The organism is Streptomyces sp. NPDC056480, assembly GCF_042795405.1.
Classification (GTDB): domain Bacteria; phylum Actinomycetota; class Actinomycetes; order Streptomycetales; family Streptomycetaceae; genus Streptomyces.
Window position 1 is genome coordinate 1 of record NZ_JBHTSA010000090.1, and the last position, 13,608, is coordinate 13,608.

At 71.7% G+C, this 13,608-nt stretch carries 14 protein-coding genes; 4 read left to right on the top strand and 10 right to left on the bottom strand.

All coding sequences use genetic code 11. The features are described 5' to 3' along the window. Nucleotides 1-32: 32 nt before the first annotated feature. Entirely contained in the window at nucleotides 33-308 is a 276-nt protein-coding gene (locus tag ACFQ79_RS29890; protein WP_189802502.1) for a GlsB/YeaQ/YmgE family stress response membrane protein, read from the bottom strand. 169 nt (nucleotides 309-477) lie between these two features. On the opposite strand from ACFQ79_RS29890, the gene ACFQ79_RS29895 reads away from it, so the two are divergent. Together ACFQ79_RS29895 and ACFQ79_RS29900 are read left to right on the top strand one after the other, a co-directional pair. Further along, the gene (locus ACFQ79_RS29895) at nucleotides 478-822 is read left to right on the top strand and encodes a DUF3099 domain-containing protein (RefSeq protein ID WP_383589298.1); all 345 of its coding nucleotides are present in this window, start codon (nucleotides 478-480) and stop codon (nucleotides 820-822) included. 182 nt (nucleotides 823-1,004) lie between these two features. Further along, the gene (locus tag ACFQ79_RS29900) at nucleotides 1,005-1,220 is read left to right on the top strand and encodes a hypothetical protein (RefSeq protein ID WP_055599883.1); all 216 of its coding nucleotides are present in this window, start codon (nucleotides 1,005-1,007) and stop codon (nucleotides 1,218-1,220) included. Nucleotides 1,221-1,257: 37 nt separating this feature from the next. On the opposite strand, the gene moaA is transcribed toward ACFQ79_RS29900, so the two are convergent. The 3 genes from moaA to ACFQ79_RS29915 all read right to left on the bottom strand — a co-directional run bounded on the left by moaA (nucleotide 1,258) and on the right by ACFQ79_RS29915 (nucleotide 4,425). After that, the gene (moaA, locus tag ACFQ79_RS29905; protein ID WP_383589300.1) at nucleotides 1,258-2,247 is read right to left on the bottom strand and encodes a GTP 3',8-cyclase MoaA; all 990 of its coding nucleotides are present in this window, start codon (nucleotides 2,245-2,247) and stop codon (nucleotides 1,258-1,260) included. A gap of 166 nt (nucleotides 2,248-2,413) precedes the next feature. After that, nucleotides 2,414-4,054: a cation acetate symporter gene (locus tag ACFQ79_RS29910; RefSeq protein WP_383589302.1), complete on the bottom strand. Its 1,641-nt coding sequence runs from the start codon at nucleotides 4,052-4,054 to the stop codon at nucleotides 2,414-2,416. Beyond that, nucleotides 4,051-4,425 carry a DUF485 domain-containing protein gene (locus ACFQ79_RS29915; protein WP_383589304.1) on the bottom strand — a complete coding sequence of 125 codons (375 nt, stop codon included), beginning with the start codon at nucleotides 4,423-4,425 and terminating at the stop codon, nucleotides 4,051-4,053. The genes ACFQ79_RS29910 and ACFQ79_RS29915 overlap by 4 nt, the downstream gene beginning before the upstream one ends. Before the next feature lie 273 nt (nucleotides 4,426-4,698). On the opposite strand from ACFQ79_RS29915, the gene ACFQ79_RS29920 reads away from it, so the two are divergent. Then, complete coding sequence (locus tag ACFQ79_RS29920; RefSeq protein WP_383589306.1) at nucleotides 4,699-6,240, top strand: S8 family serine peptidase; 1,542 nt, start codon at nucleotides 4,699-4,701, stop codon at nucleotides 6,238-6,240. Between the two features lie 98 nt (nucleotides 6,241-6,338). Next, nucleotides 6,339-7,640 (top strand): CoA transferase, encoded by a 1,302-nt coding sequence (locus tag ACFQ79_RS29925; RefSeq protein WP_383589307.1) that lies wholly within the window; start codon nucleotides 6,339-6,341, stop codon nucleotides 7,638-7,640. Here the strand turns inward: ACFQ79_RS29925 and ACFQ79_RS29930 are convergent. The 6 genes from ACFQ79_RS29930 to ACFQ79_RS29955 all read right to left on the bottom strand — a co-directional run bounded on the left by ACFQ79_RS29930 (nucleotide 7,630) and on the right by ACFQ79_RS29955 (nucleotide 13,605). Next, on the bottom strand, nucleotides 7,630-8,673 hold the full coding sequence (locus tag ACFQ79_RS29930) for a zinc-dependent alcohol dehydrogenase family protein (RefSeq protein ID WP_383589309.1): 1,044 nt from the start codon (nucleotides 8,671-8,673) through the stop codon (nucleotides 7,630-7,632). The genes ACFQ79_RS29925 and ACFQ79_RS29930 overlap by 11 nt on opposite strands. A gap of 18 nt (nucleotides 8,674-8,691) precedes the next feature. Next, the gene (locus ACFQ79_RS29935) at nucleotides 8,692-9,336 is read right to left on the bottom strand and encodes a lysoplasmalogenase (protein WP_383589311.1); all 645 of its coding nucleotides are present in this window, start codon (nucleotides 9,334-9,336) and stop codon (nucleotides 8,692-8,694) included. Then, complete coding sequence (locus ACFQ79_RS29940) at nucleotides 9,333-10,211, bottom strand: sterol desaturase family protein (protein ID WP_383589313.1); 879 nt, start codon at nucleotides 10,209-10,211, stop codon at nucleotides 9,333-9,335. Before ACFQ79_RS29940 ends, ACFQ79_RS29935 begins: the two co-directional genes overlap by 4 nt. Nucleotides 10,212-10,324: 113 nt before the next feature. Continuing rightward, nucleotides 10,325-11,053, bottom strand: a complete 729-nt coding sequence (locus ACFQ79_RS29945; protein WP_383589314.1) for a VIT family protein — start codon at nucleotides 11,051-11,053, stop codon at nucleotides 10,325-10,327. Nucleotides 11,054-11,077: 24 nt separating this feature from the next. Beyond that, entirely contained in the window at nucleotides 11,078-12,322 is a 1,245-nt protein-coding gene (locus tag ACFQ79_RS29950; RefSeq protein ID WP_383589316.1) for an amidohydrolase family protein, read from the bottom strand. Continuing rightward, a complete protein-coding gene (locus ACFQ79_RS29955) occupies nucleotides 12,322-13,605 on the bottom strand; it encodes an amidohydrolase family protein (RefSeq protein WP_383589318.1) in 1,284 nt (427 codons plus the stop codon). The genes ACFQ79_RS29950 and ACFQ79_RS29955 overlap by 1 nt, the downstream gene beginning before the upstream one ends. Nucleotides 13,606-13,608: the final 3 nt, after the last annotated feature.

The window sequence follows — 13,608 nt, forward strand, 5'->3', positions numbered from 1 at the left end:
GTGCGGTACCGGGCCTCCCGTCTCTCGTGGTGCTAGGCCCGTTGCTTGTTGCCCTTGATCGAGGCCCAGAGCATGTCGCCCACCCCGACCACCGCGACGGCGCCGATCAGCTGGAGCAGGTGGCGGGTCCAGTCGATGCCCTTGGTGTCGTTGACACCGATCCAGGTCGCGACGGCGTTGCCGAGCACGCTGCCGAGAATGCCGAACACGGTCGTCAGCCAGAGCGGGATCTGCTGCTTCCCGGGCAGGATCGCCTTCGCGATCAGACCCAGGACGAATCCCACGATGATCGCCCACAACCAACTCATCGTCGCCTCCTTGTACGCATGTGCGCCCAGTCTCGGCCCATCCGCCATACGACGCATGTCGGACAGCGCCATACGTGCCCCGGTCTCGTCCGCCCGGGAGGGCGGGCGTACCGTGGAACGAGGTCCGGACCCGGGAGAGTCCGGCGCGACCGGTGGGTGGTGGACGGCGATGCCGAAGCGTGACGGGGGCGAGGTCTTCCGGATCACGGGGGCCAGGCAGGGGCTCGCGGACGACGTCCGGGGCCGGCAGCGGCGCTACATCATCTCGATGACGGTGAGGACCCTGTCGGTGATCGCGGCCGCGGTGCTGTGGAACGTCGAGCGGCACGTGGCGATCGTGGCGCTCGCCCTGGGCATCCTGCTCCCCTACATCGCGGTGGTCATCGCGAACGCGGGACGCGAGACGGCTCCGTCCCTTCCCTCCACCTTCGTACCGGCTCCGGTGCGGCCCGCGCTCGGTGTCGCGGAGGCCGCGGAGGACGGGGACGCGGAGCGACCGTACGGCCGGAACTGATCACGGACAGTGGCCGGAAAGCTCAGGAAAAGCTCAGATCAATCGTGAAGTTCCGGTGCACCACACCCCAGGTGCCGTGACATACTGCCTACGCGCTCCGCATCCCCCGTCGGAGCGACGGACCGATGCCGGGCAGCTCCCCCCGTGGCTGCTCGGCATCGCCCTTGCTGGACAATGATCAGGTGAGCGAAGAGAAGCCGATCTGTTCCGCCAAGGGCTGCCGCGCCGACGCCGTCTGGGTGCTCGCGTGGAACAACCCCAAGCTGCACACGCCCGAGCGTCGCAAGACCTGGCTGGCGTGCGAGGAGCACCGGGAGCATCTGTCCCAGTTCCTGGGGGTACGGGGCTTCCTCAAGGACGTCGTGCCGCTGGCCGACTGGGAGTCCTCCGAGGCCTGATCCGCAGGACGGGGCCCGGATCCGCGGCCTTCGCCGCTCAGCCGCCGATCGCCGACATCGGGCGGTCGGGCTGGAGGAACTCCGGGTCGTCGAGGCCGGAGCCGGCCTTCTTGCCCCACATCGCCTTCTTCCAGAGGTCCGCGACCTCCGTGTCGGAGGCGTCCGAGCGGAGCGTGGCCCGCAGATCGGTCTCCTCCGTGGCGAACAGACAGGTGCGCACCTGACCGTCGGCGGTGAGCCGGGTGCGGTCGCAGGCCCGGCAGAACGGGCGGGTGACGGAGGCGATGACGCCGACCGTGTGCGGTCCGCCGTCCACGACCCAGCGCTCGGCGGGGGCCGAGCCCCGCTCGTCGGCGCCTTCCGGCGTCAGGGTGAAGCGGGTGCGCAGGGACTCCAGGATGTCGCCGGCGGTGATCATGCCGTCGCGCTTCCAGCCGTGCTGGGCGTCCAGCGGCATCTGCTCGATGAAGCGGAGCTCGTAACCCTCCGCGACCGCCCAGGCCAGCAGGTCGGGGGCCTCGTCGGCGTTGAGTCCGGGCATCAGGACGGCGTTGACCTTGACCGGGGTGAGGCCTGCGTCGCGGGCGGCCGCCATGCCGTCGAGGACGTCCTGGTGGCGGTCGCGCCGGGTGAGGGTCTTGAAGACCTCGGGGCGCAGGGTGTCCAGGGAGACGTTGACCCGGTCGAGACCGGCGGCCTTCAGGGCGGCGGCGGTGCGCTTCAGCCCGATGCCGTTGGTGGTGAGGGACATCCGCGGGCGCGGCTCCAGGGCCGCGCAGCGCTCGACGATGCCGACGAGGCCGGGGCGGAGCAGGGGCTCGCCTCCGGTGAAGCGGACCTCGGTGACGCCGAGGTCGGTGACGGCGATGCGGATCAGCCGGACGATCTCGTCGTCGGTGAGCAGATCCGGCTTCGCGAGCCACTGGAGGCCCTCTTCCGGCATGCAGTACGTGCAGCGGAGATTGCAGCGGTCCGTGAGCGAGACGCGCAGGTCGGTGGCCACCCGGCCATAGGTGTCGATGAGCACTGTGGGCCCCCTCCCCGTCGTTGTGGTTGCGTGTGGTTCGAGCCTACGTGAGCACCCGGCCCACGAGCAGGGCAGATTGTCACGAGGACCGAACCGGCCGCGTCGTAGAACCCTACGACGCGGCCGCCCGGAGATCGCGGACCGTATACGGCCGACTGCGTTCCGGTCAGTGTTTGACCGCGGCGGCGACCCCGACACCGGTGAGGGACTTGACCTCGAGCTCCGCGTACTTGCCGGCGTCCGGCTCCTCCTTGGAGAGGAGCGAGCCGAGCCAGCCGAGGAGGAAGCCCAGCGGGATCGAGACGAGGCCGGGGTTCTCCAGCGGGAACCAGTGGAAGTCCACGCCCTTGAACATCGAGGCCGGGCCGCCGGAGACGACCGGGGAGAAGAGGACGAGGACGACGGAGGAGATCAGTCCGCCGTAGATCGACCAGAGCGCGCCCTGGGTGGTGAACCTCTTCCAGAACAGCGAGTAGAGGATCGTCGGCAGGTTGGCCGAGGCGGCGACCGCGAAGGCGAGGGCGACGAGGCCGGCGACGTTGAGGTCGCGGGCGAGGGCGCCGAGCGCGATCGAGACGATGCCGATGAGGACGGTGGACCAGCGTGCGGCCCGCATCTCCTCCTTCTCGGTGGCCTTCCCGCGCTTGATCACGTTCGCGTAGATGTCGTGCGCGAAGGACGAGGAAGAGGCCAGGGTCAGACCGGCGACCACGGCGAGGATGGTGGCGAAGGCGACGGCGGAGATGACGGCGAGGAGGATCGCGCCGCCGGTGGAGCCGGCGCCGCCGCCGACCTCGAGGGCGGTGAGCGGGGCCGCCGTGTTGCCGGCCTTGTTGGACGCCTTGATGGTGTCGCCGCTGAGCAGGGCGGCGGCGCCGAAGCCGAGGACGATCGTCATCAGGTAGAAGCCGCCGATGATGCCGATGGCCCAGTTGACCGACTTCCGGGCGGCCTTGGCGGTCGGCACCGTGTAGAAGCGGATCAGGATGTGCGGCAGGCCGGCGGTGCCGAGGACGAGGGCGATGCCGAGGGAGAGGAAGTCCAGCTTCGAGAGGGCGCTGACGCCGTACTTGAGGCCGGGCTCCAGGAAGGCGTCGCCCTTGCCGCTGTTGGTGGCGGCGGCGCCGAGCAGCTGCGAGAGGTTGAAGTCGAACTTCAGCAGGATGAGGAAGGTGATGAGGAGGGTGCCCGCGATGAGCAGGACGGCCTTCACCATCTGCACCCAGGTGGTGCCCTTCATGCCGCCGATCGTCACGTAGACGATCATCAGGACGCCGACGAGGGCGACGATCGCGACCTTTCCGCCGTCGCTGGTGATGCCGAGCAGCAGCGAGACGAGCACGCCCGCGCCCGCCATCTGCGCGAGCAGGTAGAAGATCGAGACGACGATGGTGGAGGTGCCGGCGGCGGTCCGGACGGGCCGCTGGCGCATCCGGTAGGCGAGGACGTCGCCCATCGTGAAGCGGCCGGAGTTGCGCAGCGGTTCGGCGACCAGGAGCAGCGCGACGAGCCAGGCGACCAGGAAGCCGATCGAGTACAGGAAGCCGTCGTAGCCGTAGAGGGCGATGGCGCCGCTGATGCCGAGGAAGGAGGCGGCGGACATGTAGTCGCCGGAGATCGCGAGGCCGTTCTGGAAGCCGGTGAACTGGCCGCCGCCGGCGTAGAAGTCGGCGGCGCTGCGGGTCTGGCGGCCGGCCCAGACGGTGATGACCAGGGTCGCGATGACGAAGGCGCCGAAGAGGGCGATGATCAGCGGTCGGTGCTCGCTGGTGGCGTTGCCGGCCGCCAGCAGGACGGGGGTGCTCATGCGTCGCCCTCCATGCGCTCTCTGATGGCGTCGGACCGGGGGTCGAGTCGGTTCGCCGCGTGCCGCGAGTAGAGCCAGGCGATGAGGAAGGTGGTGGCGAACTGGCCGAGGCCGAGGACGAGGGCCACGTTGATGTTGCCGAAGACCTTGGTCCCCATGAAGCCGCCCGCGTAGTTGGAGAGCAGCACGTACAGCAGGTACCAGGCGATGAAGGCCAGGGTGAGCGGGAAGGCGAAGGAGCGGTAGGTACGGCGGAGTTCGCCGAACTCCGCGCCTTCCTGCACCTCGACGAACTGTTCCGTCGTGGGCGTTACGGGAGCGGATGCGGCCTCCGTCCCGTTTCTGGGCGGCGGCGGTGCTTCGGTAGCCACGGAATCTCCTCGTGACGCGGGGACGGACGGCATGGTCAAGGGGGCCTCACCAGGGGTGCGGGATCAGGGGCTCCGGGTGGAGCCCCTCCCCTGACCAACGGCACGGAGCGGACCGGGAAGTGGTTCACACGAGGGATTTCTTCGGTCAGATCTTCATGAAGTCTTCTCAACTCATTGAAGGGCATGGAAGATCAGCGATAGCTTCACTCGTCATGCACCTGCCTGCGCGTAAACCCGCGCGCGGGCAGTACATACGGATGATGTGGAGAACCCATGGCTCATCTGGGATCGAGGCGCGGCCGAGCTCTCGCTCTGCCTGTTGGTCTCGCGCTCACGGCCTCGCTCGGCTTCCTTCCCTCCGGCGCTGCCTCCGCCGCGGAACTGAGCGACGCACCGGCGACCGCCACCGTGGCGACGAACGGGCCGAAGCTGTCCTACGTCGTCAACGTCGCGGGGGGTCACTGGACCGCCGCCAAGGTGAAGAAGGCGATCGTCGCCGCGGGCGGCGAGGTGGTCATCTCGTACGACCAGATAGGCGTCATAGTCGTCCACTCGCAGAACCCCGAGTTCGCGAAGACGATCCGCAAGGCCCGCGGTGTGGTGTCGGCCGGTTCGACCCGTACCGCCCCGCTCTCCGTGCAGTCCGACAACTCCGTGGGTGGCGGCACGCAGGCGCTGTCCGAGGCCGAGGCCAAGGCCGCCGCCGCCCGTGCGACGGACGAGCAGGACGCCCTCGAGCCCCTGCAGTGGGACCTCCCGGCGATCAAGGCCGACAAGGCCCACCAGAAGACGCTCGGCAGCAAGCGGGTGACCGTCGGTGTCATCGACACCGGTGTCGACGACACCCACCCGGACCTGGCGCCGAACTTCGACGCCAAGGCCTCCGCGAACTGCGTCTCCGGCAAGCCGGACACCACCGCCGGTTCGTGGCGTCCGAACCCGGGCGAGAGCGACCACGGCACCCACGTGGCCGGTACGATCGCCGCCGCCAAGAACGGCATCGGCATCACCGGTGTCGCCCCGGGCGTGAAGGTCTCCGGCATCAAGGTGTCCACCCCGGACGGCTTCTTCTACACGGAGGCCGTGGTCTGCGGCTTCGTGTGGGCGGCCGAGCACGGCGTCGACATCACGAACAACAGCTACTACACCGACCCGTGGATGTTCGCCTGCAAGAACGACGAGGACCAGAAGGCCCTCATCGAGGCGGTCACCCGTGCGACCCGCTACGCGGAGCGCAAGGGCACGGTCAACGTCGCGGCGGCCGGCAACTCCAAGTTCGACCTGGCGGCCGACTCGATCGTCGACAACAGCAGCCCGAACGACACCACCCCCGGCGACCGGGTCATCGACCCCAAGGAGTGCCTCGACTACCCGGCCATGCTGCCGGGTGTCGTCACGGTCTCCGCGACCGGCGCCAAGAACCTGAAGGCCTCGTACTCCAACTACGGTCTCGGTGTCATCGACATCACCGCCCCCGGCGGCGACCGCACGGCGTACCAGACGCCGGAGGCCCCCGCGGTCAACGGCCTCATCCTGTCGACCACGGTCAACGGGGGCTACAACTACAAGGGCGGCACGTCGATGGCCTCGCCGCACGCGGCGGGTGTCCTGGCGCTCATCAAGTCGACGCACCCCCACGCGAGCCCGGCGGCCCTCAAGGCCCTGCTGTACGCGCAGGCCGACAAGCTCGCCTGCACCAACCCGTACGACATCGAGGGCGACGGCAAGATCGACGCCGTCTGCGAGGGCGGCAAGAACAAGAACGGCTTCTACGGGGCCGGTCTGATCGACGCTCTGGACGCCGTCCGCCGCTAGTCGGCGCGTGGCTGAGCGAGTGAGCGAGGGCCCTGGTGCGGTGTGCCGCACCGGGGCCCTCCGCACGCCTCATGGCACTGAGTGCCATAGTGCGGTCCATGGACAACACAGTGCGCACCGGTACGGAGTTGTTGTGGTCGGCCCTCGGCGGTGATCCCGCCCTGGTGGACCGGGTGGAGTACGGGGGGTCCGCGGGGCTCCTGGCCGCGCGGCTGCCCGTGATGGAGCTGGCCCGGGCGGCGGTCGCCGTCGCCGGGCTCGCCGCCGTCGAGCGGGCCGGGCTCCCGGGGCCGGTCCGCGTGGACGACGGGGCCGTCGCCACCGCGTTCGTGAGCGAGCGTCATCTGCGGGTCGACGGGCGGGCGCCGGTGAGCTTCGCGCCGCTGTCCCGGTTCTGGCGGGCGGCCGACGGCTGGGTCCGTACGCACGCCAACTATCCGCACCACCGGGCGGCGTTGCCGGCCGCGCTCGGCACGCGGGAGGAGTCGGTGGAGGCCGTGGCGGCGGCGATCCGCGAACGCGGGGCGCTCGAGGTCGAGACGGCGGTGTACGCGGCCGGGGGCCTGGCCGTCGCCCTGCGGACGCCCGAGGAGTGGGCGGCGCACGAGCAGGGCCGGGCGGTGGCGGCGCGGCCGCTGCTGACCCGGGAACGGCTCGACGAGGCCCCGCCCCGGCGCCGCGGCGGCCCGCTGCGGGTCCTGGACCTGACCCGGGTGATCGCCGGGCCGGTCGCGACCCGGACGCTCGCGCTGCTCGGCGCGGACGTGCTGCGGATCGACCCGCCGGGCAATCCCGAACTGCCGGACCAGCACGCGGAGACGGACGTCGGCAAGCGGACCGCCGCGCTCGATCTGGACCGCCCCTCGGACCGGCGCACCTTCGGGGAGCTCCTGGACGCGGCCGATGTGCTGGTCACCGGCTACCGGCCGGGCGCGCTCGACCGCTTCGACCTGCACCGGCCGGGTCTGGTCACCGCGCGGCTCTCCGCCTGGGGCGACTACGGGCCGTGGGCCGGGCGGCGCGGCTTCGACAGTCTGGTCCAGGTGGCGACCGGGATCGCGGTCACCGAGGGTTCGGCGGAGCAGCCGGGCGTGCTGCCGGCGCAGGCCCTGGACCACGGCAGCGGGTATCTGCTCGCGGCGGCGGTCCTGCGGTCGCTGACCGAGCAGGACCGGGACGGCGGCACGCGGCTCGTCCGGCTCGCCCTCGCCCAGACGGGGCACTGGCTGACGCACGCGCTGCCGAGGTACGAGCCCGAGCGGTACCTCACCGAGTCGGAGGGTCCGCTCGGGCGGCTGCGGCACGCGCTGTCGCCCGTGGCGTACGAGGGCGGCCCGACGGGCTGGTCACGCCCGGCGGGTCTGCAGGGCGGGGACGAGGCCGTCTGGGCTACGGCGTGACGAGGACCTTGAGCGCGGTGCGCTCGTCCATCGCCTTGTAGCCGCCGGGGACGCCGTCGAGGCCGACGGTCAGGTCGAAGACCGGCGACGGGTCGATGGTGCCGTCGAGGACGTCGGGGAGCAGCTCCGGGATGTACGCGCGCACGGGGGCGACGCCGCCGCGCAGCGCGATGTTCCGGTCGAACATGACGGACAGGTCGAGTCCGGTGCCGCTGCCGTGCGGGACGCCGACGTAGCCGATGGAGCCGCCGTCGCGGGCGATGGCGACGGCGGTCCGCATCGACTGCTCGGTGCCGACGGCCTCGATGACGCCGTGGGCGCCCTGGCCGCCGGTGAGCTCGCGGACGGCGGCCTCGGCGGCCTCGCCGCGCTCGGCGACGACGTCGGTGGCACCGAAGAGGCGGGCGATGTCGGTACGGGTGCTGTGGCGGCCGAGCGCGATGATCCGCTCGGCGCCGAGGCGCTTGGCGGCGAGGACGCCGCAGAGGCCGACGGCCCCGTCGCCGACGACGGCGACCGTGGAGCCCTTGCGGACGCCGGCGCCCAGGGCGGCGTGGTGGCCGGTGCCGAGGACGTCGGAGAGTGCGAGGAGCGCGGTCAGCAGGTGGTCGTCGGAGGCGGCGTCGGCGGGGAGCTTGACGAGGGTTCCGTCGGCGAAGGGGACGCGGACGGCCTCGCCCTGGCCGCCGTCGGAGCCGACCGAGCCCCAGAATCCGCCGCTCGGGCAGGAGGTCTGGAGGCCCTCGGCGCAGTAGTCGCAGGTGCCGTCGGACCAGACGAAGGGGGCGACGACGAGGTCTCCGGCGGTGAAGCCGGTGACGTCGGAGCCCGCCGCCTCGACGATCCCGAGGAACTCGTGGCCGATGCGCTGGCCGGGCTGCCGGGCGGACTCGCCGCGGTAGGCCCAGAGGTCGCTGCCGCAGACGCAGGCCCGCAGGACGCGGACGACGACGTCGGTGGGGTCCTGCACCACCGGGTCGGGCACGTCCTCCACGCGCATGTCGAACGGGGCGTGGATGGTGGTGGCGCGCATGAGGGGCGGTCCTTGCTGTCAGACGGTTGTACGACGTTCATCGTACATCGCGCGGAGCGCTCCCGCCGTCAGCAGGTACTGCGCCGCGATGTAGGTCAGCATGACCCAGAAGTCGGACGCGGGCAGCCGGGGCCACTCGGCGACGCCGGTGGCGATCAGGGTGTCGGACAGCAGGAAGAGCGCGCCGCCGAGGCCGGCGAGGAGCCCGAGGGCGCTGGAGCGGTAGGCCATCGCGGTGAGCAGCAGGGAGTATCCGGCGACGGGGATCCGCAGCTCGGCGGGGAGGTCGGGCCAGAGGAGCAGGACGGTGCCGGCGAGGGCGGCCGCGTACAGGGCGCCGAGCGCCGGGGACGTACGCCGGCGTCCGAAGAGCACCAGGTAGCAGACGTGGCCGGCGGCGAAGGAGCCCATCCCGACGAGGAAGGCCCAGTCGGCGTCGGAGAGCAGGAACACGTCGCCGCCCCAGCCGAGGAGCAGCGCGGCGGTCAGCGGCCTGGGGGCGCCGCGGGTGACGGCGTACGCGGCGAGCAGGGGCATCAGGAGCGGCTTGGCGATCTGGTGGCCGGGCTCGGCGCCGGCGAGCAGGGAGATCAGGTCGACGGCGGTCGCGAGTCCGAAGGCGGCAAGCAGCGCGTGCGAGAGCCCGCGGGGGGAGGTCCTCACGCGGTGGCCTCCGGGGCTGCGGTGCCGGGGCTGCGGGTGTCCGTGGGCCCGGGCTGCCAGCCCGGGCCGCGGAAGACCCGGCCGGCCCGCTCGCGCCAGCCGTGCGCGGCCTTGAGGTCACGGGCGATGGCGGCGTACTCGTGGGTGGCGACGCGCAGCGGGTTGTAGGTCTCGATGTTCTTGGTGAGGCCGTAGACGGGCCGTTCGGTCTCGCCGGCCCAGGAGCCGAACATCCGGTCCCAGACGATGAGGATGCCGCCGAAGTTCCGGTCCAGGTAGCCGCCCTGGGAGGCGTGGTGGACGCGGTGGTGCGAGGGGGTGTTGAGGACGTACTCGAAGGGCCGGGGCAGCTTGTCGACGCGCTCGGTGTGGATCCAGAACTGGTAGACGAGGCTGACCGAGGAGCAGAAGGCGACGGCGGCCGGGTGGACGCCGAGCGCGATCATCGGCAGGTAGAACGGCCACGAGGTGAAACCGGTCCAGGGCTGGCGCAACGCGGTGGAGAGGTTGAACCTGCGGCTGCTGTGGTGCACGACGTGGGACGCCCACAGGATCCGGACGACGTGGTGGCCGCGGTGCTGCCAGTAGTAGAAGAAGTCCTGGGCGAGCAGCATCAGCGGGATCGTCCACCACAGGACGGGGACGCGGAGCGGGGTCAGCTCGTGGACCGCCGTGTAGACCGCGACGATCGGGATCTTCCACACGAGGTCGACGAAGAGGCTCCCGAGCCCCATGCCCATGCTCGTGGCCGTGTCCTTGGCCTCGTAGCCGACGGCGTCCTCGTCGGGATGGAGGCGGTAGCCGACCATCTCCAGGACGGCGAGCAGGACGAACGCCGGTATGGACCAGAGCACGACATCGGGCAGGTTGGGCATGCCGATGACGGTAGAGGCGGGGGTCGGGGTGCGGATAGACGTCGTTACCAACAAGTATGCGAGATGAGTTGTCAGCAAGGCTTGGCACCTTCCGACAAGGAGCCTGCGGAAGGCTAGACCCCCGTCGCTCCCAGCAACGAGCCCGCGCCGTAGGTGACCGCCATCGCCAGGGCGCCGCCCGCCACGTTGCGGAGGATCGCGCGGCCCGCGGGGGCCGCGCCCAGGCGGGCGCTCCACCAGCCGGTGAAGGTCAGGGCCGCGAGGACGGAGACGACCGTGACCCAGAGGCGGGCCGGGGCAGGGGGGAGGACGATCGCGAGCAGCGGGAGCAGGGCGCCGACGGTGAAGGCGAGGAAGCTCGCGGCGGCGGCGTGCCAGGGGATCGTGAGCCGGTCCGGGTCGATGCCCAGCTCCACGCGCGCGTGGGCGCGCAGGGCGTCGCGGGCGGTGAGCTGCTCGGCGGCCTCGCGGGCCACGTCGGCGGAGAGGCCGCGGGCCGCCAGGAGGCCGGTCAGTTCGGCGAGCTCCGCCTCCGGGTCCTCGCGCAGTTCCCGCTTCTCCTGGGCGAGGGCGGCCTCCTCGGAGTCGCGCTGGGTGGAGACCGAGACGTACTCCCCCGCCGCCATCGACATCGATCCGGCCAGGAGTCCCGCGAGGCCCGCGGTGAGCAGGGCGGCCTGGGACTCGGTGGCGCCGGCGACGCCGACGACGAGGCCCGCGGTGGAGACGACTCCGTCGTTGGCTCCGAGCACGGCCGCCCGGAGCCAGTTGAGACGGGAGCCGAGGCCTCCGCCGTGGGCCTCGTGCGCGGGGGCGTCGGTCGCCTCGGGTGCGTCGGTCACGTCAGGAGCGTCGCACCCGGCGGGTCACCAGACGCGGACCGACCCGCCCGGGGCGAAGGCCGGGCTGGTGGCACCCGCGGGGACCTCCTTCAGGGGTTCGGCGATCTCCTCGACGCGCGGACCGTGGACGGCGGCGAGGGAATCGAGCAGACGGAGGTCGAAGCCGTAGACGCGGGCCGCGTTGCCGCCGACCATCGCCGCGACCTCCTCCTTCGGCAGCCCCGCGTAGGCGATCCGGAGGCCCTCGCGGGAGTACGGGGTGGTGCCCTCGTCGTGCGGGTAGTCGCTGCCCCACATGATCTTGTCGAGGCCGATCCGGTCGCGCAGCGGCACCTCGTGGGGGCGCATGAAGCTCGCGCCGACGAAGCAGTTGTCGCGCCAGACCGCGCTGGGGCCCTTGCCCATGGCCTCGGCGAGGCCCGCGCCGAACTTCGACTCCGCCGTGGAGGCCTTCGACTCCGCCGTGGAGGCCTTCGTCGCGGCCGACACCAGACGGCCGTGGTAGTAGTCCAGCATGTCGAGCACGCCCGGGATCCAGCCCGAGCCCTGCTCGGTCAGGACCAGCTTGAGCCCCGGGTGGCGCCGGAAGGCGCCGCCGAAGACCAGGTGCCACAGCGCCCGGTGGGAGAACCAGGTGGTCTCCACCATGAAGACCGCGCGGGCGGCCGGTTCGTCGCCCAGCGGCGGCGACGCCGAGCCGCCGTGGTGGTTGACGGGGACGTCGAGCTCGGCGCAGACCGCCCAGATCGGGTCGTACGCCTCCGAGTACAGCTCGGGCACGGGTGAGCCGGGCGGCACGCCGGGCAGCAGGATGCCCCCGGTGAGTCCCGCCTCGCGGGTGCGGCGGATCTCGGCGACCGCCGCGTCGACGTCGTTGAGGAGGATCTGCGCCACGCCGGCCCTGCGCCCCGGCGCCGCCGCGCAGAAGTCGGCCAGCCAGCGGTTGTGCGCCTGGAGGCCGGCCCAGCGCTGCTCGTACTCGGCCGCGCCGGGCGGCTGGGCCATCAGGGAGGCCTTGGGGAAGAACGGCGGGACGGTGTTGGGGAAGACGACCTCGGCGACGATGCCGTCCGCCTCCAGCTCGCGCAGCCGGCGATCGGAGTTCCAGTTGCGGTCGGCGGTGTCGGCGAGCAGGTCCTCGTACGGGTTGACGTAGCCGGCCGCCCAGGCGTCGAAGGCCTCGTGGTGCTTCTTCTCCAGGTACGGGCGGTAGTCGAGGAGGTCGGCGCCGGCGTGGCAGTCGGCCGAGACGACGGTGTAGCGGTCCATCAGCTCACCCCCAGGGCGGGGAAGTCGTGGTCCGTGAGCCAGTGCCGGCCGACCTCGCGCGAGCGGGCCCAGGAGGCCTCCACGGCGGTCTGGTCGGCGGGCTGGCCGAGGTCGGCGGGGGTGGGGCCGATGCGGCGGGCGATCGGTTCCAGTCTCCGGAGGTCGAATCCGAAGACCTCGGCCGCGGCGAGGCCCAGCATCCGGCGGGTCTCCGTCACCGGGATGTCGTGGAAGGTCTTCCGGAGCCACGCGCGCGTGTCCGGCCAGGTTCCCTCCGGGTGGGGGAAGTCCGAGCCCCACAGGATGTTGTCGACGCCGATCTCGTACCGCTGGGCGAGTTCACGCCGCTTGGTGTTGGTGGCGCAGATGAAGACCTGCCGGTCCAGGTACTCGCTCGGCGGCCGCTTCAGCTCCGCGAACGGGGACAGCTTCTTGCCGCCGTGGGCGCCGAGGTAGAGCCGGTCCATGAACCAGAGGAGGTTCGGCAGCCACCAGCAGCCCGACTCGGCGACCCCGAAGCGCAGCCCGGGGTGCCGTTCGAAGACGCCCGACCAGAGCAGGAACCACAGCGGCCTGGCCGGCCACCAGGTGACCTCGGAGACGTAGATGCCGAGGTGGTCGCCGTACTCCTCGCGCGGTGCCGCTCCCGAGTGGGTGACCAGCGGCATCCCGGTCTCGGCGGCGGCCGCCCAGACCGGGTCGTAGCGCCGGTCGTGGTACGGCTCCCGGTCCACCCACATGGAGGGGATCATCAGCGCCCCGAGCCCGGACTCCTTGGCCCGGTGGATCTCGGCGACGACCTTCGCGGGCTCGGCCGTGATCGGCAGCAGCGCCACCCCGCAGTGCCGCTCGGGGTTCTGGCCCACGAACTCGGCGAGCCAGCGGTTGTGCGCCTGCGCGCCCGCCATGCCGAGCTCCGGGTCCTGGTCGCCGGAGAGGCCGAGGCCGACGCCGAAGGGCGCCGCGGTCTGGCTGTCGACGGCGTCCGCGTCGGGGAACACGACCTCGGCGGCCACCCCGTCGCCGTCGAGCTCCTTGAGCCGCTGCCCGGCGTCCCAGCCGCCGCGCAGCCCTTCCGCGTTGTCGCTGAACCACTTGTTCGCGAAGGCCTCGTTGCGGACCCCGAGCCGGGTCATGGCCTCCCGGCGCGCCTCGCGTCCGGCGAGGAAGTCGTCGAACGCGCCGTGGAAGCGGGAGTCGAGGTAGGGCCGGTACTCCTCGGTGGGCAGCCCGGCGTGGCAGTCGGAGGAGATGATCAGATACGGGTCGTTCGGATCGGCCATCGT